This window comes from Amycolatopsis sp. cmx-11-12 (assembly GCF_046269425.1).
Lineage (GTDB): Bacteria > Actinomycetota > Actinomycetes > Mycobacteriales > Pseudonocardiaceae > Amycolatopsis.
Window position 1 is genome coordinate 15070 of sequence record NZ_JADNQM010000018.1, and the last position, 20072, is coordinate 35141.

At 69.7% G+C, this 20072-nt stretch carries 25 protein-coding genes; 11 read left to right on the plus strand and 14 right to left on the minus strand.

Going from position 1 to position 20072, the window contains the following annotated elements:
* Positions 1–24: 24 nt before the first annotated feature.
* The 4 genes from ACLARN_RS23625 to ACLARN_RS23640 form a co-directional block, all read right to left on the minus strand.
* Entirely contained in the window at positions 25–468 is a 444-nt protein-coding gene (locus tag ACLARN_RS23625) for a DUF6463 family protein (RefSeq protein ID WP_409493636.1), read from the minus strand.
* Positions 469–546: 78 nt separating this feature from the next.
* Positions 547–1191: a response regulator gene (locus ACLARN_RS23630; protein ID WP_409493637.1), complete on the minus strand. Its 645-nt coding sequence runs from the start codon at positions 1189–1191 to the stop codon at positions 547–549.
* Positions 1188–2429 (minus strand): sensor histidine kinase, encoded by a 1242-nt coding sequence (locus ACLARN_RS23635; protein WP_409493638.1) that lies wholly within the window; start codon positions 2427–2429, stop codon positions 1188–1190. Before ACLARN_RS23635 ends, ACLARN_RS23630 begins: the two co-directional genes overlap by 4 nt.
* Before the next feature lie 31 nt (positions 2430–2460).
* Entirely contained in the window at positions 2461–2871 is a 411-nt protein-coding gene (locus ACLARN_RS23640; protein WP_409493639.1) for a hypothetical protein, read from the minus strand.
* Positions 2872–3222: 351 nt separating this feature from the next.
* Here ACLARN_RS23640 and ACLARN_RS23645 point away from each other — a divergent pair, with 351 nt between their 5' ends.
* From ACLARN_RS23645 to mscL, 3 genes are all read left to right on the plus strand, one after another.
* A complete protein-coding gene (locus tag ACLARN_RS23645; RefSeq protein ID WP_409493640.1) occupies positions 3223–3549 on the plus strand; it encodes an FmdB family zinc ribbon protein in 327 nt (108 codons plus the stop codon).
* A gap of 115 nt (positions 3550–3664) precedes the next feature.
* The gene (locus ACLARN_RS23650) at positions 3665–4306 is read left to right on the plus strand and encodes an SAF domain-containing protein (RefSeq protein ID WP_409493641.1); all 642 of its coding nucleotides are present in this window, start codon (positions 3665–3667) and stop codon (positions 4304–4306) included.
* A gap of 62 nt (positions 4307–4368) precedes the next feature.
* Positions 4369–4773, plus strand: coding sequence for a large-conductance mechanosensitive channel protein MscL (mscL, locus tag ACLARN_RS23655; RefSeq protein WP_409493642.1), 405 nt, complete (start codon positions 4369–4371; stop codon positions 4771–4773).
* Positions 4774–4779: 6 nt separating this feature from the next.
* On the opposite strand, the gene ACLARN_RS23660 is transcribed toward mscL, so the two are convergent.
* A complete protein-coding gene (locus tag ACLARN_RS23660) occupies positions 4780–4950 on the minus strand; it encodes a hypothetical protein (protein WP_409493643.1) in 171 nt (56 codons plus the stop codon).
* A 3-nt stretch (positions 4951–4953) separates the two neighbouring features.
* Positions 4954–5454 (minus strand): molybdenum cofactor biosynthesis protein B, encoded by a 501-nt coding sequence (locus tag ACLARN_RS23665; protein ID WP_005155592.1) that lies wholly within the window; start codon positions 5452–5454, stop codon positions 4954–4956.
* Positions 5455–5582: 128 nt separating this feature from the next.
* On the opposite strand from ACLARN_RS23665, the gene ACLARN_RS23670 reads away from it, so the two are divergent.
* Both ACLARN_RS23670 and ACLARN_RS23675 read left to right on the plus strand, forming a co-directional pair.
* Entirely contained in the window at positions 5583–6644 is a 1062-nt protein-coding gene (locus ACLARN_RS23670) for an NAD-dependent epimerase/dehydratase family protein (RefSeq protein ID WP_409493644.1), read from the plus strand.
* A gap of 71 nt (positions 6645–6715) precedes the next feature.
* Entirely contained in the window at positions 6716–7519 is an 804-nt protein-coding gene (locus ACLARN_RS23675) for an MBL fold metallo-hydrolase (RefSeq protein ID WP_409493645.1), read from the plus strand.
* 7 nt (positions 7520–7526) lie between these two features.
* On the opposite strand, the gene ACLARN_RS23680 is transcribed toward ACLARN_RS23675, so the two are convergent.
* From ACLARN_RS23680 to ACLARN_RS23695, 4 genes are read right to left on the minus strand one after another with little or no spacing between them, the layout of a single operon-like run.
* Complete coding sequence (locus ACLARN_RS23680; RefSeq protein WP_409493646.1) at positions 7527–8669, minus strand: serine hydrolase domain-containing protein; 1143 nt, start codon at positions 8667–8669, stop codon at positions 7527–7529.
* 55 nt (positions 8670–8724) lie between these two features.
* Positions 8725–9774: a sensor histidine kinase gene (locus ACLARN_RS23685; RefSeq protein ID WP_409493647.1), complete on the minus strand. Its 1050-nt coding sequence runs from the start codon at positions 9772–9774 to the stop codon at positions 8725–8727.
* Entirely contained in the window at positions 9771–10469 is a 699-nt protein-coding gene (locus tag ACLARN_RS23690; protein WP_409493781.1) for a response regulator transcription factor, read from the minus strand. Before ACLARN_RS23690 ends, ACLARN_RS23685 begins: the two co-directional genes overlap by 4 nt.
* A gap of 25 nt (positions 10470–10494) precedes the next feature.
* Complete coding sequence (locus tag ACLARN_RS23695) at positions 10495–11835, minus strand: hypothetical protein (RefSeq protein ID WP_409493648.1); 1341 nt, start codon at positions 11833–11835, stop codon at positions 10495–10497.
* A gap of 143 nt (positions 11836–11978) precedes the next feature.
* On the opposite strand from ACLARN_RS23695, the gene ACLARN_RS23700 reads away from it, so the two are divergent.
* The 5 genes from ACLARN_RS23700 to ACLARN_RS23720 are packed head-to-tail and all read left to right on the plus strand — an operon-like array spanning position 11979 to position 15364.
* A complete protein-coding gene (locus ACLARN_RS23700; protein ID WP_409493649.1) occupies positions 11979–12635 on the plus strand; it encodes a glycosyltransferase family 2 protein in 657 nt (218 codons plus the stop codon).
* Complete coding sequence (locus ACLARN_RS23705) at positions 12632–13282, plus strand: DUF2064 domain-containing protein (protein ID WP_409493650.1); 651 nt, start codon at positions 12632–12634, stop codon at positions 13280–13282. Before ACLARN_RS23700 ends, ACLARN_RS23705 begins: the two co-directional genes overlap by 4 nt.
* The gene (locus ACLARN_RS23710; RefSeq protein ID WP_409493651.1) at positions 13279–13890 is read left to right on the plus strand and encodes a methyltransferase domain-containing protein; all 612 of its coding nucleotides are present in this window, start codon (positions 13279–13281) and stop codon (positions 13888–13890) included. Before ACLARN_RS23705 ends, ACLARN_RS23710 begins: the two co-directional genes overlap by 4 nt.
* Complete coding sequence (locus ACLARN_RS23715; RefSeq protein WP_409493652.1) at positions 13887–14954, plus strand: molybdopterin-dependent oxidoreductase; 1068 nt, start codon at positions 13887–13889, stop codon at positions 14952–14954. Before ACLARN_RS23710 ends, ACLARN_RS23715 begins: the two co-directional genes overlap by 4 nt.
* A complete protein-coding gene (locus ACLARN_RS23720) occupies positions 14951–15364 on the plus strand; it encodes a hypothetical protein (protein WP_409493653.1) in 414 nt (137 codons plus the stop codon). Before ACLARN_RS23715 ends, ACLARN_RS23720 begins: the two co-directional genes overlap by 4 nt.
* 368 nt (positions 15365–15732) lie before the next feature.
* On the opposite strand, the gene ACLARN_RS23725 is transcribed toward ACLARN_RS23720, so the two are convergent.
* The 3 genes from ACLARN_RS23725 to ACLARN_RS23735 all read right to left on the minus strand — a co-directional run bounded on the left by ACLARN_RS23725 (position 15733) and on the right by ACLARN_RS23735 (position 19076).
* Entirely contained in the window at positions 15733–17124 is a 1392-nt protein-coding gene (locus ACLARN_RS23725; RefSeq protein ID WP_409493654.1) for a S1C family serine protease, read from the minus strand.
* 72 nt (positions 17125–17196) lie between these two features.
* Positions 17197–18279, minus strand: a complete 1083-nt coding sequence (gene galT, locus ACLARN_RS23730; protein ID WP_409493655.1) for a galactose-1-phosphate uridylyltransferase — start codon at positions 18277–18279, stop codon at positions 17197–17199.
* Complete coding sequence (locus tag ACLARN_RS23735; protein WP_409493782.1) at positions 18276–19076, minus strand: DeoR/GlpR family DNA-binding transcription regulator; 801 nt, start codon at positions 19074–19076, stop codon at positions 18276–18278. The genes galT and ACLARN_RS23735 overlap by 4 nt, the downstream gene beginning before the upstream one ends.
* 97 nt (positions 19077–19173) lie before the next feature.
* Here ACLARN_RS23735 and ACLARN_RS23740 point away from each other — a divergent pair, with 97 nt between their 5' ends.
* Positions 19174–19557, plus strand: coding sequence for a VOC family protein (locus ACLARN_RS23740; protein ID WP_409493656.1), 384 nt, complete (start codon positions 19174–19176; stop codon positions 19555–19557).
* Here ACLARN_RS23740 and lspA read toward each other — a convergent pair.
* Positions 19535–20053, minus strand: a complete 519-nt coding sequence (gene lspA / locus ACLARN_RS23745) for a signal peptidase II (RefSeq protein ID WP_409493657.1) — start codon at positions 20051–20053, stop codon at positions 19535–19537. The two genes, ACLARN_RS23740 and lspA, sit on opposite strands and share 23 nt — an antisense overlap.
* Positions 20054–20072 lie beyond the last annotated feature (19 nt).

The window sequence follows — 20072 nt, forward strand, 5'->3', positions numbered from 1 at the left end:
TCTTTCGATCGTCGCTTACGCCCCCTACGCGCTCATGGTTTCACTTTTCGTGAGCCAGGCGCCGACCACGAGCAGCACGCCGATGAGCAGCAGGATGAGTGTTCCGGCGTCGAAACCACCCAGGAGTCCGATCAGGACGGCCCACAGGGCGATGCCCCAGCCCAGCCAGCCGGGCACGCGTTCGCCGCGCCGGGTCAGCCGGACCACGAGACAGCCGAGCAGGAGCAACGGCACCCCGAAACTGCCAGGGCTGAACCAGAAGGCCTCGGCCATGGCGAGCCGGTCGGGCGAGGGGTCCAGCGAGACCGTGCCGAAGAACCCCTCGTCGAGGATCCGCGCCCAAACCTCGTGGCGCATCGAGGCGGCGACCACGGTGTGAAAGAGGCCGCCGCACACCGCGAGCAGCCCGCCCCAGGCGGAGACACCCCGCCACCAGGTCGTTTCCGGAGATGTTTCCCTTGTCGTCATGCGCAAAGGCTGCTCGCCGCGCCGGTGGAAGTCCTCGGCTTCAGGTCGTGAACCACTCCACCGAAATGATGAGATCGGTCAGCCCGGACGCACGAGCCCGTTCTCGTAGGCGAAGATCACCGCCTGCACCCGGTCTCGAACCCCGAGCTTGGCGAGGAGGTGACCGACGTGCGTCTTCACCGTGGCTTCGGAAAGGAAGAGCCTCTGCGCGGTCTCAGCGTTGGAATGCCCCTGAGCGATCTCCAGCAACACGTCGCGTTCGCGCGCGGTGAGCCGGTTCAGCAGCGGCGAGGTGTCCCGTGCGACCGCGAGCTGGTCCAGCATGCGGCGGGTCGTCGAGTGCGCGATCACGGCGTCGCCGGCGTGAACGGCACGAATCGCGTGGAGCACCTCGTCTGCCGACGCGTCCTTGAGCAGGAATCCGCTCGCGCCGGCGCGTAACCCGGCGATGGCGTACTCGTCGAGGTCGAACGTCGTCAACAGGATCACCTTGGGCGCGTTCTCGCGGGCGGTGACCAGCCCGGTGGCCTCGACGCCGTCCATCCGCGGCATCTGGACGTCCATCAGCACGACGTCGACCCGCGTCTCGGCGAGCTTCGCGACCGCCTCCACACCGTCGGCGGCCTGCACGACGATCCGGATGTCGTCGGTCGCGTCGACCACCATGGCCAGGCCGACCCGGACCAGCTCCTGGTCGTCGACAAGAGCGACGCTGATCGTCATCTCGAAGCTCCCTGTCCGCCGGCGCGAAACTCCGCGCGTAGCCTGAAACCGCCGTCGACGGGACCGGCCTCGAACGTACCGCCCGCGGCCCGCACCCGCTCCCGGACCCCACGCAGGCCCGCCCCGGCGCCGGGGAGCGAAGGCCGCCGCCCGGCGTGCCCTCCGTCGTCTTCGACGGCGACGATCGACGCTCGCGAGGTGTGCGTGATCGTGACGGTGACGACGGGGTGCGGACCCGCGTGCTTGACGCTGTTGGTCAAGCCCTCCTGGATCAGCCGGTACGCCGCCACGTCCGCGCCCGCTGTCAGGGCGTCGCCCGGCCCCTGCTCGGCAAGGCGGACGTCGACCCCCGTCGCGCGCACCCGCTCCACCAAGGCCGGTATCCCGGCGAGCGAGGGCTGGGCCTCCTGGGGCGTGGCCTCCCGCAACACCTGCAACGTGCCCCGCATGTCGGCCAGTGCCTCACGGGCGGTACCCGCGATGACGGAAAGCGCCTGGGCCGCACGGTCCGGCGACTTGGCGGCGATGGCGGAGCCACCTTCGGCCTGACGCACGATGACCGCCAGCGAATGGGCGACGATGTCGTGCATGTCCCGGGCGATGCGCCGTCGTTCACCGTCCGCGGCGCGCTCGGCGGCTTCCGCGACTTCGCCTGCCAGGCGCCGCCGCCGGTCGAAATGAAACCGGCCGACGGCCCAGGTGCCTGCCACGGCCGCGACCAAGGCGAGAAAAGCCAGCAGCAGCGTGAGCCGTCCCGCGGGGAGCGCGCCGTACGCCGTCGCGGTCCTCGCGGTGCACAGCAGCGCACCGGTCACGCCCATCCCGAGAGCGAGCAGGCTCTTGCGCGGCGGTCGCCGCGCGGCGACGGCGTACAGATGCACCAGGTAGACCGCCGACGACGGGAGGAAGAACAGCGGAATCTCCATGCCGTCGCTCGCGCTCGCCAGCCCCAGCACCCCGGGCCGGACCACCGTGTTCGGCAGCGCGACGATCACCGCCATCGCGAGACTCGCGATGATGAACGCGGCCTCCGTGGCGACGCGCCGCAGCACGACGGCGGCGAGCACCGCGAACCCGCAGAGACCCGCCGTCCACAGCACCCAGGCCGGGGACGTGGCCACCTGGAGGATGTCGAGCGACGGCGGCCCCATCAGCACGGCGATGGCCAGCGCGCGGAGGCCGTCCGGCACGATCGGATGGGTCCGCGTCCACCGGTCCACGCGGTCGGTCCACGTCACGGCCACGATCGTAGACACCGATCCCCGTTGCTCAGGCCCTGCTCTTCGCGGAACCCGCCCCGCCGGAACGGCCGATCAGCTGGCTCACCCGCTGAGGTGTCAAACCGAGCACTGTGGCGATCTCCCGGCCGGACAGACCGGACGTGCCGAGTTTCCTCGCCACGTCACGCTGCTTCGCCGCGGCCTCACGTTGGATACGCTCCGCTTCCCGCACATCCGCACGAGCCGACCTGACCTGCTCGGCCAACTCGGCGTCGAGCTGGGGTACGACGTCCACTTCGAACGAGTTTTCGTCTTCGAGATCGAGTGCGAACGCGATGTACTCACGGGCGACGGACTCCGCCTTGGACAATGTGCTCGTCTGCGTGACACCGACGCCGTCGACATGGAGTTCCCACCCACGCTTCCAGCGCTTGGCCAGGACGAGGTAGGTGTCGGTCATTGCAGCCACCCCTTCGGCAGACATGTGAGCTTCTTGATGACGTCGTCCACGACTCCGGGCGAGACGTTCTTGTGGTTGGGCACGATCGCTTGGTGCCCGCCGCACGTCTCGATACTTCATCGCCTTCACCACGCAGGATAATCTAGTCCCCCTAGACATACAACATCTAGAGGGGCTAGACAGATCACCCCGGTCAGGTGACGATCAACCGGGCAATCGGCACGGAACAGAGGGTGTGACCAGGGCGTCGTGTGACCTTGGGAAACCTTGTTTGACCTGCTCCGGAATGCCCCGGTACCGTGTTGTGTTAGCACTCTTGTCGGCTGAGTGCCAATGCACGAAGGAGCAGCAGTGCCCACCTACCAATACGCCTGCAAGGAATGCGACCACGCTTTCGAGGCCGTGCAGTCGTTCTCCGACGCGAGCTTGACCGTGTGCCCGCAGTGCTCGGGCCCGCTTCGCAAGGTCTTCAGCTCGGTCGGCGTGGTCTTCAAGGGCAGCGGTTTCTACCGCAACGATTCGCGCGACTCGAAGGCCAACACGACCTCGGGCACCCCCGCCAAGAGCGAGGCCAAGACCGAGACCAAGCCGGAGTCGAAGTCCGAGTCGAAGCCGGAGACCAAAAGCGGGTCATCCTCCTCCTCGGGTACGACGAAAACGGCCGCCGCCGCTTCCTGACGTCCCGAGTTGTCCACAGGCCCCCGGTTATCCACAGCCGGGGGTTTTCGTTCTTCCCGGCCCCGGCATCGCCCCCTAGCGTCGAGATCATCACCAATCGACGAGGGGGAATCCCGTGTTCCACGCTCTACCCGTCCTGCGAAGACTCCAGGGCAGGCCGGCGCGGCTACTGCGCCGCTGGCTGGCCCTGTCCCTGCTGCTCGGCGGCCTGGTCGCGCTCTTCCTGCCCGGGTCCGCGCGTGGCACGCCCGGCACCGCGACCGTGGTCTCCGCCCGTGACCTCCCGGCCGGGACGCTGCTGCGCGCCGGAGACCTCAAGGTCGTCGACGTCCCGGAGGACGTCCGTCCACAGGGCGCCACCGATCAGCCCGCCTCGGCCGAGGGGCGGATGCTCGTCGGAGCGGCGCGGGCGGGTGAGCCGCTGACCGACGTCCGCCTGGTGAGCGCCGCCATCCCCGGAACGGGTGATCCGGAAAGTTCGACCGTGCCGGTGAGGCTCGCCGACGCCGGGGTCGCGGAATTGCTCAGGCCGGGTCAGCGCGTCGACGTCATCGCGGCCGCCGAGGCCGGGCACGAGGCGTCCGTGCTGGCCAGCGCCGCCGTCGTGGCGGCCGTCGGCGCACCGGACACCGCGGAGCCGAAGACGGCCCGCGCCGGGAGCAAGGGACCTTTGGTGCTGCTCTCCCTGCCCGCCGCGATCGCGACACGGGTCGCCGCCACTTCGCTGGAACGATCCCTAGCGGTTACCCTCCGCTAGCTCGCGCCTGCTGAGGCGGGCGCCTGCGTCCCCCGGTCAAAAGCTGTGAAGAGGAGAGCGTCTTGCTCAAGGGTTTCAAGGACTTCCTGATGCGCGGGAACGTCGTCGATCTCGCGGTCGCGGTGGTCATCGGCGCCGCGTTCACAGCGATCGTCACGGCTTTCACCAACGGCCTGATCAAGCCGCTGATCAACAGCATCGGCGGTTCGGACGCCGCCAAGGGGCTGGGGTTCAACGTCCTCGCCGACAACGACTCCACGTTCCTCGACTTCGGCGGCGTGATCAACGCGGCGATCAACTTCGTGCTGGTCGCGGCCGTCGTCTACTTCGTGATCGTGCTGCCGGTCAAGCACGTGCAGGAGCGGCGCAAGCGCGGTGAAGAGGCGGGCCCGGCGGAGGCGACCGACGTCGAGCTGCTCACCGAGATCCGCGACCTGCTGCGCGCGCAGCAGAACCGCCAGGGCTGACCCGGATCACCGGTCGTGATGAGGCGGCCGGTTCTCCAGGTACCACGAGTCGGAGTCCGGGGTGCGCTGCCCCGGCTCTCGCTCGTCGGAGGTGGTGTCGGGCAGGACGTCGCCGAAGATCTCGTCGGCCCGGCGCCGGGCCGCCTCGGTGGGGCGCTTGTCCTGGTCTTCCGCCAAGGTTCAGGCCTCTTCGAGCCCAGAAAGCTCGTCGATCACGTACGGCACCAGCGACGAGAGCGTCGCCATGCCGTCGCGGACGGCCGCGCGGGAACCCGCGAGGTTGACCACCAGCGTGCTGCCGGAGACGCCGACGAGCCCGCGGGAGATGCCCGCGTCCACCGCGCCGGCGGCCAGACCGGAAGCGCGCAGTGCCTCGCCGATGCCCGGGATCGGGCGGTCGAGCACCCCGGCCGTCGCGTCGGGGGTGCGGTCGCGCGGGGAGACCCCGGTGCCGCCGACGGTGATCACCAGGTCGGCGCCGCCGATCACCGCGGTGTTGAGCGCGTTGCGGATCGCGGCCGTCTCGGCCTCGACCACCACGACACCGTCGACGATGAAGCCCGCTTCTTCGAGCAGCTCCGTGACCAGCGGTCCCGTGTTGTCCTCGTGTTCGCCGTGGGCGACACGGTCGTCCACGATGACCACCAGTGCGCGGCCCAGCCGTTGTGCGCTCCGTTCCATACGCACACCGTATCCGGTTTCGGCTGATCTTCGCCGCCGCGGTGTCCCGGGCCACGAGTTGTGACGATTCCCTGACGTGAGCGGCGGATCCGGGGCCGCCGCCGAAGATCGCCCCTAGCGTCGGGAAGGTGCGAACACTGGTAACCGGCGGGGCCGGATTCATCGGCTCCCATATCGCCGATCTGCTGTCCGACCATGGCGACGACGTGGTCGTCCTCGACAACCTGCTGCCGACCGCCCACGGCTCCTCGTGTCCACCCGGCTACACCGGCCGCCACCGCTTCCTGCGCGGCGACGTCACCGACACGGAGCTGGTCGCGGAGCTGCTGGACGGCGTCGACGCGGTCTGCCACCAGGCGGCCGTCGTCGGGCACGGCGTCGATCCGTCCGACGCGCCGTCGTACGCGCTGAACAACGACTACGGCACCGCCGTGCTGCTCGGGGCGATGTACAAGGCCGGAGTCCGGAAGCTGGTGCTCGCCTCGTCGATGGTCGTCTACGGCGAAGGCCGCTACGAATGCCCCATCCACGGGATCGTCCCGCCGTCGCCACGGAAACAGTCCGATGTGGACGCCGGTTGCTTCGAGCCGACGTGCGCGGCCTGCGGCGCCGAACTCGACTGGCGGCTCGTCCCCGAGGACGCGCCGCTGCGGCCGCGAAGCACCTACGCGGCCACCAAGCTCGCGCAAGAACATCTGGCGGCGGTGTGGGCCCGCCAAACCGGCGGAACGGTCTGGGCCCTGCGCTACCACAACGTCTACGGCCCCCGGATGCCGCAGAACACCCCGTACGCCGGTGTCGCGTCGCTGTTCCGGTCGTCGCTCTTGCGCGGCGAGGCGCCGACAGTGCTGGAAGACGGCAAGCAGCAGCGCGACTTCGTGCACGTCCACGACGTCGCGAGGGCGAACGTCCTCGCGCTACGCACCGACGGCCCCGAAGGCGACCTGACGCCGCTGAACATCTGTTCCGGGCAGCCGCACTCCGTCGGTGAGCTCGCCGAAGAACTCGCGAAGGCCTGCGACGGTCCGGCCCCGAAGATCGCCGGCGGCGCGCGGCCCGCCGACGTCCGGCACGTCGTCGCCGACCCGGCCCGTGCCGGACAGCTGCTCGGTTTCACCGCCGAAACCGGTTTCGCCGAAGGCATCGCCGGATTCGCCACCGCTGAGCTGCGGGAACCGGTCGGTCACTGAAACCGGGAACAGACCGCGCCCCCGGCCGGTTGTCGTTCCCGGCAACGGAAGCGACTTTTTTGGGGGTTTTGGTGGGCATCACCGTCGGAGACATCGAGATCGAGGCACTCGGGGACGGCCTGATCAGGCTGCCGCTCGCGTTCTTCCCCGGTCTCGACCCCGAGGCCCACCCGGACGTCCTCGACGAGGACGGCACCGTGCACGTCCCGACCGGCGCGTACCTGATCCGCGGCAACGGCCGCACGATCCTCGTCGACACCGGGCTCGGCCCGCGTGAGTTCGCCTTCCCCAAGGGAATGACGCCCGCCAAGGGCGATCCGACTCCGCCGATGGGCACCGGCGGCGACCTCGCGGCCGCGCTGGACAAGGCGGGCTGCCCGATCGGCGAGATCGACACCGTCTTCCTCACCCACCTGCACAACGACCACACCGGCTGGATCGCCCCCGAAGGCGAGCTGACCTTCCCCAGCGCCCAGGTCGTCTTCGGGCAGCTCGATTGGGAGGCCCTGATCGAGCCCGCCGGGACGGGCGAATGGGGCCGTGTCGGCATGGAGACCGCCCGCGGCGCCGGTCTGACCGAGACGATCAGCGGCGACGACGTCCCGATCGCGCCCGGGATCGTGGCGCGGCACGCCCCCGGCCACACGCCGGGTCACTACGTCCTCGACATCACCGCGGACGACGAACGCGTACTGCTGTTGGGCGACGTCCTGCACACGCCCGCGCAGCTGACGGACACGCGGGTCAGCTTCCTCAGCGACCTCGACCCGGACCTCGCCCTCCGCACCCGGCAACGGTTCCTCGCCGAAGCGGAAGAGACCGGCGCGATCATCGCGCCGGCCCACTTCCCGGATATGGGTTTCCTCAGGCTCTGATCCCGGCTTACTTACCGCAGAGCACCTTGTCGGTGAGCGTCTGGTCCGCCTTGAAGTACGCCTGCCCCAGATCGGCCGCGGAGTCGCCATAGGTCATGGACAGCTCGTAGGTCCTGCTGCCGTCGGGCGTGCTCGCCATCAGCGTCCCGTAGCCGTGGAAGCCGCCCATACCCTTGAGGACGGTGCCGCAGCTCGCTTCCTGGACGTACACCCCGAGGCCGTAGCTGCCCTTGGGGTGCGGTTTGCGCATTTCGGCGAGCAGCGGGGCGGGCAGGAGCTTTCCGCCCAGCAACGCGGAGAAGAACGTGTGGAGGTCCTTGGTGGTCGAGATCAGGTCACCGGCGCTGGAGGCCCACGACGGGTTCTGCTCGGTGATGTCGACCGTCTTCCACTGTCCGGCCTGCTCGTACCGGTAGTAGCCGTGAGCGTGCGGCCCCGGGATGCCGGGCCACGTGCCCGGCACCACGGTGTCGCGCAGTTTGAGCGGCTTCAGAATCCGCCGCTGGATCTCGTCGCCGTAGGAGCTTCCGGTGACCTTCTTGATCAGCAGCCCGGCCAGCACGTAGTTGATGTTCGTGTAGCCCCAGTCCGTTCCCGGCGCGAACAGCGGCGGCAGGGCGAGGCCGAACCGCACCAGCTCCTCCGGCCGGTAGGTGTGGAACCGGTTGTCCAGGAACTCCTGACCTCCCAACGGGATCGAGGCGGTGTAGTCGGCGATTCCGCTGGTGTGCTGCAACAGCATCCGCACGGTGATCCGCCGGTCGAGGCCGAACTCGGGCAGGTAGCCCGCCACCGGCGCGTCCAGGCCCACCTTGCCCTCGCCGACCAGTTGCAGTACGACGGTGGACACGAAGGTCTTGGTGTTGCTGCCGATCCGGAACCGCCCGTTGGTCGGCGGCTTGGCCGCCGAGCCCAGCTCGCGCACCCCGGCGCTGCCGGTCCAGTCACCCCGCGCGTCGTGCACCCGCAGCTGCGCCCCGGCGAACCCGGAGTCGGCGATCTCCTGGACCATCGCCCGCAGGTCCGGGCGGTCCCGGTCACTGTCCGCGGCGGCCACACCGGGCATGACCCCGGCCAGCAGCGCGACCGCCATCGTGGTGATCCCCGCCCGCCGGAAGAGTCGCTTGGCTGTGTTCGCTGAAGTCGTCATGGCGGCAACGTTCGCCGTCCGTGCTGACACGGCGGTGACACGCCGCTGACACGGGTCAGGGCATCGCGAGCGGCAGGCGAACCTCGAAGCGGCATCCCGGACCGTGGTTGCGGACGCCGATCCGGCCGCGATGGGCCTCGACCAGGCCTTTCGCGATCGCCAGTCCGAGTCCGCCGCCGCTCGCCAGCCCGCCACGCTCGGGGGTCCGCGCCCGGGTCCCGCGGAACGCGACGTCGAAGACGCGCCCGATCTCGTCGTCGGGGATCCCGCCGCAGCCGTCGTCGACGGCCAGTAGCGCCTCGCCGCCTTCGATGCCGATCTGGACCGCGACCGTCCCGTCCGGCGGGGTGTGCCGGACGGCGTTGGACACCAGGTTGCGCACGATCCGCGCCAGCTCGGGGTCGCTGCCGGAGACGACCGGCCACACGTCGGCGTACTCGATCATCCGCACCCGCTTCTGCTCGGCGAGCGGCGCCTGCGCGGCGACGGCGTCGCTCACGACGTCACGCAGCGGCACGGAAGCCATCGTCAGCTGGAGCGCGCCCGCGGTGATCCTCGACAGCTCGAACAGGTCGCCGACCATGCCGGACAGCCGGGTGGTCTCGCCGCTGATCCGCCGCGCGTAGTCGGTGACCTCGATCGGCTCCGCGACGACGCCGTCCGCGACGGCCTCGGCCATCGCCTGGATCCCGGCCAGTGGGCTGCGCAGGTCGTGGCTGATCCACGCGACCAGTTCGCGCCGCGACGCCTCGGCCGCGCGCTCCCGCTCCCGTGCCTCGCGCTCCCACACACTGCGGCGGGCGATCGCGCGGCCGAGCGCGAGCGCCGGCGGCACCGTCACCAACGCGACCAGCAGGCAGACCAGCGTCATCGTGGTCAGCGCGGGGGTGAACATGAACCCGCTGATCCCGAGGACCGCGGTCAGCGTCGCGAGCACCGGGATCAGCACGAGGATCGTCATCGTGCTGGCGAGCGAACCGCGCCTGAGCAGGTACAACGCCAGCACGCCGAGCAGCACCACCGGCAGGGCGAACAGCAGCGCGAACGGGAGGATGTGCCAGGCGTGCGCCAGCATCTCGCCGAACGACTCGCCGGAGCCGATCACGGTCGCACCGGGTCGTACCGGTAGCCGACGCCCCAAACGGTGGCGACGCGGACGGGTTTCGCCGGATCCCTCTCGATCTTCTCCCGCAACCGTCTCACATGGACGGTCACGGTGGACTGGTCGCCGAAGTCCCAGCCCCAGACCTTCTCCAGCAGGTCGGCACGCGAGAACGCCACGCCTGGATGGGCGAGGAAGAACGCGAGCAGGTCGAATTCGCGGCTGGTCAACGGAAGTTCGGTGCCGCGCAGGGTCGCCTGCCGCGCGGTCATCTGCAACGCGAGGTCCCCGTCGGTGAGCTGACGCGCCGCCGGTTCGGGCCGCGGCATCCGCGCCCGCCGCAGCACCGACGCCACGCGCAACGCGAGTTCCTTGGGGCTGAAGGGTTTCGTGACGTAGTCGTCGGCGCCGAGCTGGAGCCCGGCGATCCGGTTCTCCTCCTCGCCGAGCGCGGTCAGCATCACGACCGGCACCTGGCTCACCTGCCGCAGCCGACGGCACACCTCGAGCCCGTTGAGGCCGGGCATCATGACGTCGAGGACCACGAGGTCCGGGCCGGTCGCGGAGAACAACCGCAGCCCCTCGGTGCCGTCCCCGGCGACGTCGACGTCGAAGCCCGCGACCTCCAGGTACCGCCGGACGACGTCACGGACGGTCTCGTCGTCGTCGACCACGAGAACCCGGCCCTGCTCAGTCATTGAACCCGCCGTCATCGAATCCACCTCACCAGCTCGTCAGCACCAGATGGTTCACCATCAGCGCCGTGGCCGCCGACGCGGCGAGCCACCATCGCCGTCCCGCTGACGGCAGCAGCGCCACCGCGGGCAGCAGCCACACCTCGAACGGTAGCCAGATGCGTTCGACCTCGGCCTTCGACAGGCCGGACAGGTCGGCGAACAGGATGGTCAGCACCGCCGCCAGCACGATGAGGGTGACCGGGTCGCGGAACGACCGTTTCGGTTCGGCGAGGAACTCCGCCCCGGTCCGCCGCGTCCCGGCGACCACCGCCGGACCGACCGCGATCAGCACCGCCGCGATATCCGCCCACACCCAATAGGAGTACGGGCGCAGCGTCGCGATCCCCTGGTAGTAGCGCTCGACCACCAGGTGATACCCGTCGAGCCACCAGAACCCGGTCAGCGCGAACGCGGCGACCACGACGACGACACCCAGCGCGGCGAGGAGCAGGATCCGCCACTGGCGCGTCAACAGGACGACGGCCAGGACGATCACTCCCAGCAGCACGAGACCGTAGGAAAGAAAGAGCCCGAACCCGAGCAGCAAGCCGCCGGGCAGCGCGAGCATCCGGCGGCGCGTGGCGAGGGCGAGCAACGCGATCCCGGTCGCCGTGACTCCGGCGAACATGCCGTCGGCGGAGACGCCGATCCAGATCGCGCCCGGCGTCAGGACGGCGAACGGCAGGACCGCCCTCGCGGCGTCCTGCCTGCCCAGCGCGGAAAGCGTGACCGGGACCGCCACGACGACCAGGCAGCCGGTCAGCACGACGAACGTCGAAGCCCAGGCGCCGCCGCCCAGGCCGATCCGGTCGAGCCAGACGAAGACCAGCGTCGCGCCCGGCGGATGCCCGGAGACATGCGTCGTCCACGAGTTCGGCTGGAAGTCCAGGATGCGCGAGGAGAATTCACTCAGCATCTTCGGGATGTCGGTGATCCCAGGAACCTCGTGCAGGTACTCGTGCTCGGTGGTGAGCCTGCCGGTGAACCCGCGCGCCCAGCCGTCGATCATCGCCAGGGAGAACGTCCACGCGAGCGCGGTCCCGTAGCCGAGCGCGAGCAGCGGACGCCACCGCAGCCGTGCGGCGAGCGGGGGACCTTTGGTGACGACCAGGATCGCGAGGACGACGGCGGCGACCGACCCTGGCCCGACGTGCGGCAGCCACAACCCGAACAGCGGCGGCGCGAAGGCGTAGATCACCACACCGGAATCGGGCCGGTTGTAGTAGAGGCCGACCGCGATCGCGGCGGCGACCACGAGCATCGCCAGCACGACGGCGATCAGATCGGCGCGGTGACCCGTCCTGACGGGCGCGGTGACAGTGGACATCACCGGCACCGTAACCGCGTTCCGCCGCCCGGCGGCTCGAAAAGGACGGTCCGTCAGAACTCGGTAAGAAAGTCGCCGACGTCATGATTCGGTAAGCACCGCAAGGGTTCTCGCCCGTCCATCCCGGACTTAACGTCCCATGCGTGAACGATGACCAGGTTGACGTCGTGCTTCCCTGTCTCGACGAGGCCGGTGCCCTCCCAGGGGTACTGGCGGCCCTGCCCGCACGCTACCGGGCGATCGTGGTCGACAACGGCTCCAGCGACGGTTCCGCCGAGGTGGCGGCCTCGCTCGGGGCGAAGGTCGTCCACGAACCCCGCCGCGGCTACGGCGCCGCGGTGCACACCGGGCTGGAGGCGGCCACGGCGGACATCGTCTGCTTCGCCGACGCCGACGGTTCCCTCGACCTCGCCGAACTCCCGATGCTGGTGGACGGCCTCGTCGGGGCCGACATGGCGGTCGGACGGCGGGTACCGGACGGCCCCGGCGTCTGGCCATGGCACGCGAGAGCAGGCAACGCGCTGGTCTCGTCCCTCTTACGGCGCAAGGGATTGCCGGTCCATGACATCGCGCCGCTGCGAGCCGTCCGACGGCGGGCGCTGCTGGATCTCGGCGTCACCGATCGCGCCTTCGGCTACCCGCTCGAACTGCTGGTCAAGGCGCAGCGCGCGGGCTGGCGGGTCGCCGAATTCGACGTCTCCTACGGCGAACGCGCCAAGGGCACGAAGTCGAAGGTCTCCGGCTCGTTGCGCGGAACCCTCCGCGCGGCGCGGGATTTCGGGCGGGTGCTGAGCCGATGACCTTCTGCCTGTTGATCGTCGCCAAGGCCCCCGTGCCCGGCTTCGCGAAGACGCGGCTCTGCCCGCCCGCGACGCCGGAACAGGCCGCCGAGATCGCCGCCGCTTCCCTGCTCGACACCCTCGAAGCCACGCTGATAACCCCGCAAGCACGCGTGGTCGTCGCCATGACCGGCGACCTCGGCCAGGCCACCCGCAGCTCGGAAATCACCGCGGCACTCAGGAAAACGGAGGTGATCCCCCAACGCGGTGAACGTTTCGACATGCGGCTCGTCAACGCCCACACCGACGCCCCTCGTCCCGGGGAACCGGTGCTGCAAATCGGGATGGACACCCCGCAGGTCACCCCGGCACTCCTGGCCGACGCCGCGAAACCCCTGGAAACCAAGGATTCCGTCCTCGGGCTCGCGGAGGACGGTGGCTGGTGGGCACTGGGACTCCAGGATCCCCTGCACGCCAAGGCTCTCGCGGGCGTCCCGATGTCCCGCGACGACACCGGCCTCCTGACCTTGTGCGCGCTGGCCGACATCGGCCTGAACCCGGGCATCCTGCCCACACTGTCCGATGTGGACACCATCGCGGACGCGCGCCGGGTCGCGGCGGCGACACCGCACGGCCGGTTCGCCCGAGCGGTCGCCGAAGTCCGGTGACCGCCTTCGACCGTGGCCTGCTCGGCCACCGCTGCTGGCTGGAACTGGCGACCGGTGAACGCGTCGACCTGCCGGTGGACCGCTGGACGGCCATCCCCTGCGACGGCGACGACGTCCTCCTCGACGCCTGTGACGGCCCGACCCTCGACATCGGCTGCGGCCCCGGCAGGCTCACCGCCGCACTGACCGAACGCGGCGTCGCCTCGCTCGGCGTCGACATCTCGGCCACCGCCGTGCGCCTCACCCATGCCCGGGGCGCCGCCGCGCTCCACCGGGACGTCTTCGACCGCGTGCCCGGCGAAGGCCGCTGGCGGCACGCCCTGCTCGCCGACGGGAACATCGGCATCGGCGGCGATCCCCTGCGCCTGCTGACCCGCATGGCGGAACTGATCGCCGACGGCGGAACGGTCCTCGTCGAACTCGATCCGCCGGGCCGGGGCATCCGCCAGGACCAGGTCCGGCTGCGCCCCGACAACGACGGCGCCTGGTTCACCTGGGCGTGGGTCGGGGTCGAAGCGATCGCGGAACTCGCCGCGCGGACCGCGTTCCGGGTCGTCTGGGCCACCCGCCGCGACCACCGGTGGTTCGCCTGCCTGGAGAAATCATGAAGCCGACTTCCGAACGGGTGACGTCCCGGATCGGGCTCGCCCTCGCCGTCACGTTCACCCTGTGCTTCGTCACCGGCCTGCTCAGCCATCTCATCCAGCATCCGCCGTCGTGGTTCGGCTGGCCGAGCCGCCCGGTCTGGCTGTACCGGGTCACCCAGGGCACGCACGTCGTCTCCGGGATCGCGTCGATTCCCTTGCTGCTGGCCAAACTCTGGAGCGTCTACCCGAAGCTGTTCGAGCGCCCGGTGATCCGTTCCCTGCCGCACGCGCTAGAACGGTTGTCGATCCTGGTCCTGTCCGCGGCCGCCTTCTTCGAACTCGTCACCGGCCTGTTCAACGTCGCGCAGAACTACCCGTGGAACTTCTACTTCCCGCAACTGCACTACGCGGTCGCGTGGGTGGCGATCGGCTCGATCCTGGTGCACATCGCGGTGAAACTCCCGATCGTCCGCCGCGCGCTCACCACGGAACCCGAACCCTCACGACGTGCTTTCCTCAGAACGACCTGGCTGGCCGCGGGAGTCGCCGTCGTCGCGACGGCGGGTGCGACGGTTCCGTTACTGCGCAACGTTTCCGGGCTCTCGTGGCGAAGCGACAAGGGACCGCAAGGCCTGCCGGTCAACCGGACGGCCGCCGCGGCCGGTGTCCTGGACACGGCGAAAGACCCGAACTGGCGGCTTTCGGTGGTGACTCCGCAGGGCACGAGGACCTATTCGCTGGAAGAACTCCGTGCGCTGCCGAGGACTTCGGCCGAACTCCCGATCGCGTGTGTGGAAGGCTGGAGCCAGTCCGCGCACTGGAGCGGTGTCTCGTTACCGGATCTGTTGCGGCACGCCGGAAGCAGGCCGGGCACGCCAGTTCGCGTGTTCTCGCTGGAGAAAGGCGGGATCTACGGGATCAGCGACCTTCCCGGAGAGCACACCGAAGACGGACTCACCCTGCTGGCACTGGAACTCAACGGCGAAGTCCTCGACGCCGACCACGGCTTCCCGTGCCGGATCATCGCCCCGAACCGGCCCGGCGTCCTGCAGACGAAATGGGTCACCCGGTTGGAGGCGCTGTGAAAACGTTGCGGCTGCTGCTGTTCCTGCCCGGTCTCGGCGCGCTCGCCTGGGGCGCGGTGCTGTTCGCCGAGTACGCGTTCCCCTTGCGCCCGGACGTCTTCGGCACGCTCGGCTGGCTCGCCGCCGGCCCGCTGGTGCACGACCTGCTGATCGCACCGCTGGTCGGCGCCGCCGGATTCGCCTTGAGCCGGTTCCTCCCGGAACGCTGGAAGACCCCGGTCAAGACGGGCGCGGCCCTCACCGGAGTGCTGACGCTGCTCGCGTTCCCCTTGCTGTGGCGGCCCTTCGGCGGAGCCACGAACCCGGGCCTGCACGACGCCGACACCCTGACCGGTCTGCTGCTCACCCTCGCCGTCGTCTGGCTCGGCGTCGTCGCGGCCGCGCTCCTCCGGCGTAAAGCGCGCTATTGAGGGGTGCGGCAAAGGTGTCATGGTGAGTCGCGTGGTCTCAAGCCCCACGTGGGCGCCCGCGCGGCTGAGTGTCCCCAATGTCGCATTGGTGTCGCTGAGCGTCTCCAATGCGACATTGGGGACAGTGAACGCGGGCGGTTCAGGACAGCTCAGCGGCGGTAGCCGGACGCGGGATCGTGAGTGTCACCAGAGACCACAGTGGCGGGTAGTGAACGCGCACGTAGGGCGGCCGCGCTCCTCCGGCGTAAAGCACGTTAAAAGGGCCACGCGCGACCGGGATTGGCAGCCGGTCGCGCGTGGCCTCTGGTTCCGGCCCGCTGGGGGTTCGAGCCGGGGTTTGGTCTCGGCCGCGCACTGCGGCCGAGCGTTTAATTCGGAGTGACCGGCTGGCCGCCGAGGGTCACCTCGACCACCTTGTCACCGCCGAGGGTGAACTTGACCTTGTCGTTCGGTGCCCGGGTGCGGATCTCCGCGACGAGCGCGTCCGCGTTGGGGATCGACCGGTCGTCCAGTTTCGTCACGACGTCACCGGATTTGAGGCCCGCCTTCTCCGCGGGGCTGCCCGGCGAGATCTCACCGAGCTGCGCTCCACCGGTCGGCGCCGTCTGCACTCGCGCGCCGATGAACGTCTGCGTGGCCTGGCCGGTGTTGATGATGTCGTCGGCCGTGCGGCGTGCCTGGTCGATCGGGATGGCGAAGCCGATACCGACGTTGCCACCGCTCTCGCCGCCCTGGCCCTGGCTGGACTTCGGGCTGTAGATCGCCGAGTTGATGCCGATGACCTGGCCAGCCATGTTCGCGAGCGGCCCGCCCGAGTTGCCGGGGTTGATCGCCGCGTCGGTCTGCACCGCCGACATCACCGTGGTCTGGTCACCGCCGCCACCGGCGCTCACCGGCCGGTTCAGCGCGCTGACGATGCCCGACGTGACCGTGCCCGCCAGTTCGAACGGCGAACCGATGGCGACCACCGGCTGCCCGACCCGCAGGTCGTCGGACCGGCCAAGTTCCACCGGGGTCAGCCCGCTGACGCCGCTGACCTTCACCACGGCGATGTCCGTCGTGGGGTCGCGGCCGACGACGGTCGCCGTGCCCTTCTTGCCGTCCTGGAACACCGCCTGGATCTGCCCGCCACCGGCGGCGACCTCGACGACGTGGTTGTTGGTGAGTACGTAGCCGTCGGTGCTGAGCACGAAGCCGGAGCCCTCGCCCGCACCCGAACGGCCGGACACCTGGAGTTCGACGACGCTCGGCGAGAGCTTCTGCGCCACCGACTCGACCGAACCGGCGGGCAGGTTGCCCGTCTGCTGGGCGGGCTTCGGCGCGTCGAGCGCGTTCACGGAGCCGCCACCGGAGGAATCCGCGGTCAGGAAACCGACCGTGCCGCCCGCGACACCGCCGACGACCAGCGCGATGGCCGCGACACCGGCGAGCAGCTTGCCCGAAGTGGACTTCGAGGCCTGCCGCTGCTGAGGAACCGCGTAAACCGACGGGCCCGGCTGGGTGTACGGCGCCTGCTGGCCCGGGATCTGGTGTCCCTGGGTCTGCGTCTGGGCCTGGGGCGACCACGGGTTGTACTGCTGTTCGGAGGGGTAGGCCTGCTGCGCGCCGCCGTGCGGGGTGGCATGGCCGCCGAGGCCGGTCGCGTCAGGCTGCTGCGGGGCAGGCTGTGCGGCCCAACTCGCGCTCTGCTCCGCGTCCGGCTGAGCGCCGGCGGGCCGCGCCTGGTCGGCGTTCTGGCCGCTGGGGTCGTTCTCGGTCATGTCTCTACCTTGCGCGATGGTCCTGAGAAGTTCCTGAGCCAATGCTGTGCATCGCACATGAGTATGGCCCCGTCAGCGGGTGGCGCGCAGCCTTTCCGCGATCTGCTCGGGGGTGGCGTCGTTGATCCACACGGCCATCCCGGACTCCGACCCCGCCAGGTACTTCAGCTTGTCCTTGGACCGCAGGACCGAGAACACCTCCAGGTACAGCCAGCCGAGTTCCCGATCGCGTTTGGCCGGCGCCTGGTTCCAGGCCGCGATGTAGGGCAACGGCCGGTCGTAGAGGCCGTCGCAGCGGCGAAGGACTTCGAGATAGATGTCGGAGAATTCGTCGCGTTCGGCGTCCGAGAGCGCGGGAATGTCGGGCACCTGGCGATGCGGCACGATCTGGACCTGCACCGGCCAGCGCGCGGCGGGCGGTACGAACGCCGTCCAGTGCTCGCCCGCGACCACGACCCTCGCCCCGGATTCCCGCTCGGCGGCCAGGACGTCACCCAGCACCGGACGGCCGTGTTCGGCCTCGTAGGCACGCGCGACCTCCAGCATCCGCTCGGTCTTCGGCGTGACGAACGGGTACGCGTAGATCTGGCCGTGCGGGTGATGCAGCGTCACGCCGATCTCTTCACCGCGGTTCTCGAACGGGAAGACCTGCTCGACACCGTCCATCGCGGACAGTGCGGCGGTGCGGTCGGCCCAGGCGTCGACGACCGCGCGGACCTGCTTGGCCGTCAGCCCGGCGAAAGAACCGTCGTGGTCGCTGGTGAAACAGACGACCTCACAACGGCCGACACCCGGCGCGACCGGCACCAGTCCCGCTCCATCCACTGTGGACGATTCGCCGATGACGTTGCGAGCGAAGGAAGGGAAACGGTTCTCGAACACCGCGACGTCGTAGTCCGCCTCCGGGATCTCGCTGGGCTTCCCGGGTTTGGTGGGACACAGCGGGCACAGGTCGGCGGGCGGTTTGTAGGTCCGCGTCTGCCGGTGCGCGGCCATCGCCACCCACTCGCCGGTCAGCGGATCACGCCGGATCTCCGACGCCGCCGCGACCTGAGGCAGGTCGCGAGTGTCCTCCGCGGTGCGCTCGGGCGCGCCCGGCGAGTCGAAATAGATGATCTCCCGGCCGTCTGCCAGGTGCCTTACCGTGCGCTTCACGCTTCTTCAGCCTCAGCCGTCTCCGCCGTTTCGGCGATCATCAGCTCACCCACCTGCTCGGTGAGCGTTTCCCTTGCGCTGTCGGACAAACCGTCGTCCGAGACGACGACGTCGGCCTCTTCGAGCCCGGCGATGGTGGAGATGCCGACGATGCCCCATTTGGTGTGGTCGGCCAGCACGACCAGCTTGCGGCCCGCTTCGACCAGCGCCCGGTCGGTCTCGGACTCGGTGAGGTTCGGCGTGGTGAAACCGGGGCCGTCGGCCATCCCGTGTACCCCGAGGAAGACGACGTCCAGGTGCAGCGAGCGCAGGCTCTGCACGGCGACCGGCCCGACCAGCGCGTCCGACGGGGTGCGGACGCCGCCGGTGAGGACCACCGTGCGATCCGGCTGGTTCGCGCCGCGCAGCACGTCGGCGACCTGGATGGAGTTCGTGACGATCGTCAGGCCGGGGATCTCGTCGAGTGCCCTGGACAGGGTCCACGTGGTGGTGCCCGCGGAGATGCCGATCGCGGTGCCCGGCCGGACCAGCCCGGCCGCGACGGCGGCGATGGCTTCTTTTTGCGTGCGCTGACGCACGGATTTGGCCTCGAAGCCCGGCTCGTCGGTGCTCTTGCCGACGATGGAGGTGGCGCCACCGTAGACCTTCTCGACCAGTCCCCGGCCGGCGAGCACGTCGAGGTCACGGCGCACCGTCATGTCGGAGACGCCGAGCCTCGTGACGAGGTCGCTGACCCGGACCGCCCCGGTCCGGCGCGCCTCTTCGAGGATCACCGCCTGTCGTTGCCGCGCGAGCACGAAGCCTCCCTGCACCACTACCAAACGGATCAACTACACAAAATCCTACACGATCAAACATGGCGCGACGAGCCGAACGAGCTGCCAGCATGAGGCCATGGCCACGCTTCGCGACGTCGTCTTCGACTGCCACCATCCGGCTTCGCTGGCTCGCTTCTGGGCGGCCGCGCTCGACGGCTATGAAGTCGCCCCCTATGACGAGGAAGAGCTTGAGCGCCTTCGTTCCCTGGGGTTCAGCGGTCCCGAAGACGATCCTTCGGTACTCGTCGAAGCCGCTTCGGGTCCGCGGCTCTTCTTCAATCTGGTTCCGGAGTCGAAGGTCGTCAAGAACCGCGTGCACCTGGATCTGACGGGCGACGATGTCGACCGGCTCGTCGCTCTGGGCGCGACGGTACTCGGACATCCCGAAGACGGTCTCGTCCTTCTCGCCGATCCCGAGGGGAACGAGTTCTGCCTGGCTATTCCGCTTCCGCCTGCTTGACGCCGTCGATCGGAACGCCGCGGAAACTCAGTACGAAAAGGGAAACCGCGCCGAAGAACAGCGCGATGTCGGCGACGTTCCCGACGAACCAGCCGTTGTAGTCGATGAAGTCGACGACGTGACCGCGCGCGAAGCCGGGGTCGCGGAACAGGCGGTCACCCAAGTGCGTCGTCGCGCCGCCGAGCAGCAGCCCGAGCGAGATCGCCCAGCCCGCCGAGCGGACCTTGCGCGAGATCCACAGCAGCGCGACCACCGCGACCGCGGCCAGGATCGCGAAGATCCAGGTCGAGCCGGCGCCGAGGGAGAACGCCGCGCCCGGGTTGTAGAGCAGCCGGAAGCGGATGAAGTCGCCGATCACCGGGATCGGCGCTTGGCCGGTCAGGGCGTCGACGGCCCACCATTTGGTCAATTGGTCGGCCGCCAGCAGCACCGCGGCCACCAGCAGTGTCCACAGCAGACGACGGGGCGGCAGCTCAGGCGCGTTCTCGGTGCTCATCACCCGTCAGAGTAATCAC

Bases quoted from the DNA above. Each gene is read 5' to 3' on its own strand.
- ACLARN_RS23625 (WP_409493636.1), bottom strand. From the start codon at position 468: ATGACGACAAGGGAAACATCTCCGGAAACGACCTGGTGGCGGGGTGTC.
- ACLARN_RS23705 (WP_409493650.1), top strand. From the start codon at position 12,632: ATGACCTTCTGCCTGTTGATCGTCGCCAAGGCCCCCGTGCCCGGCTTC.
- ACLARN_RS23725 (WP_409493654.1), bottom strand. From the start codon at position 17,124: ATGACCGAGAACGACCCCAGCGGCCAGAACGCCGACCAGGCGCGGCCC.
- ACLARN_RS23740 (WP_409493656.1), top strand. From the start codon at position 19,174: ATGGCCACGCTTCGCGACGTCGTCTTCGACTGCCACCATCCGGCTTCG.
- lspA (WP_409493657.1), bottom strand. From the start codon at position 20,053: ATGAGCACCGAGAACGCGCCTGAGCTGCCGCCCCGTCGTCTGCTGTGG.
- ACLARN_RS23665 (WP_005155592.1), bottom strand. From the start codon at position 5,454: ATGGAACGGAGCGCACAACGGCTGGGCCGCGCACTGGTGGTCATCGTG.
- ACLARN_RS23715 (WP_409493652.1), top strand. From the start codon at position 13,887: ATGAAGCCGACTTCCGAACGGGTGACGTCCCGGATCGGGCTCGCCCTC.
- ACLARN_RS23695 (WP_409493648.1), bottom strand. From the start codon at position 11,835: ATGTCCACTGTCACCGCGCCCGTCAGGACGGGTCACCGCGCCGATCTG.
- ACLARN_RS23640 (WP_409493639.1), bottom strand. From the start codon at position 2,871: ATGACCGACACCTACCTCGTCCTGGCCAAGCGCTGGAAGCGTGGGTGG.
- ACLARN_RS23680 (WP_409493646.1), bottom strand. From the start codon at position 8,669: ATGACGACTTCAGCGAACACAGCCAAGCGACTCTTCCGGCGGGCGGGG.
- ACLARN_RS23690 (WP_409493781.1), bottom strand. From the start codon at position 10,469: ATGACTGAGCAGGGCCGGGTTCTCGTGGTCGACGACGACGAGACCGTC.
- ACLARN_RS23630 (WP_409493637.1), bottom strand. From the start codon at position 1,191: ATGACGATCAGCGTCGCTCTTGTCGACGACCAGGAGCTGGTCCGGGTC.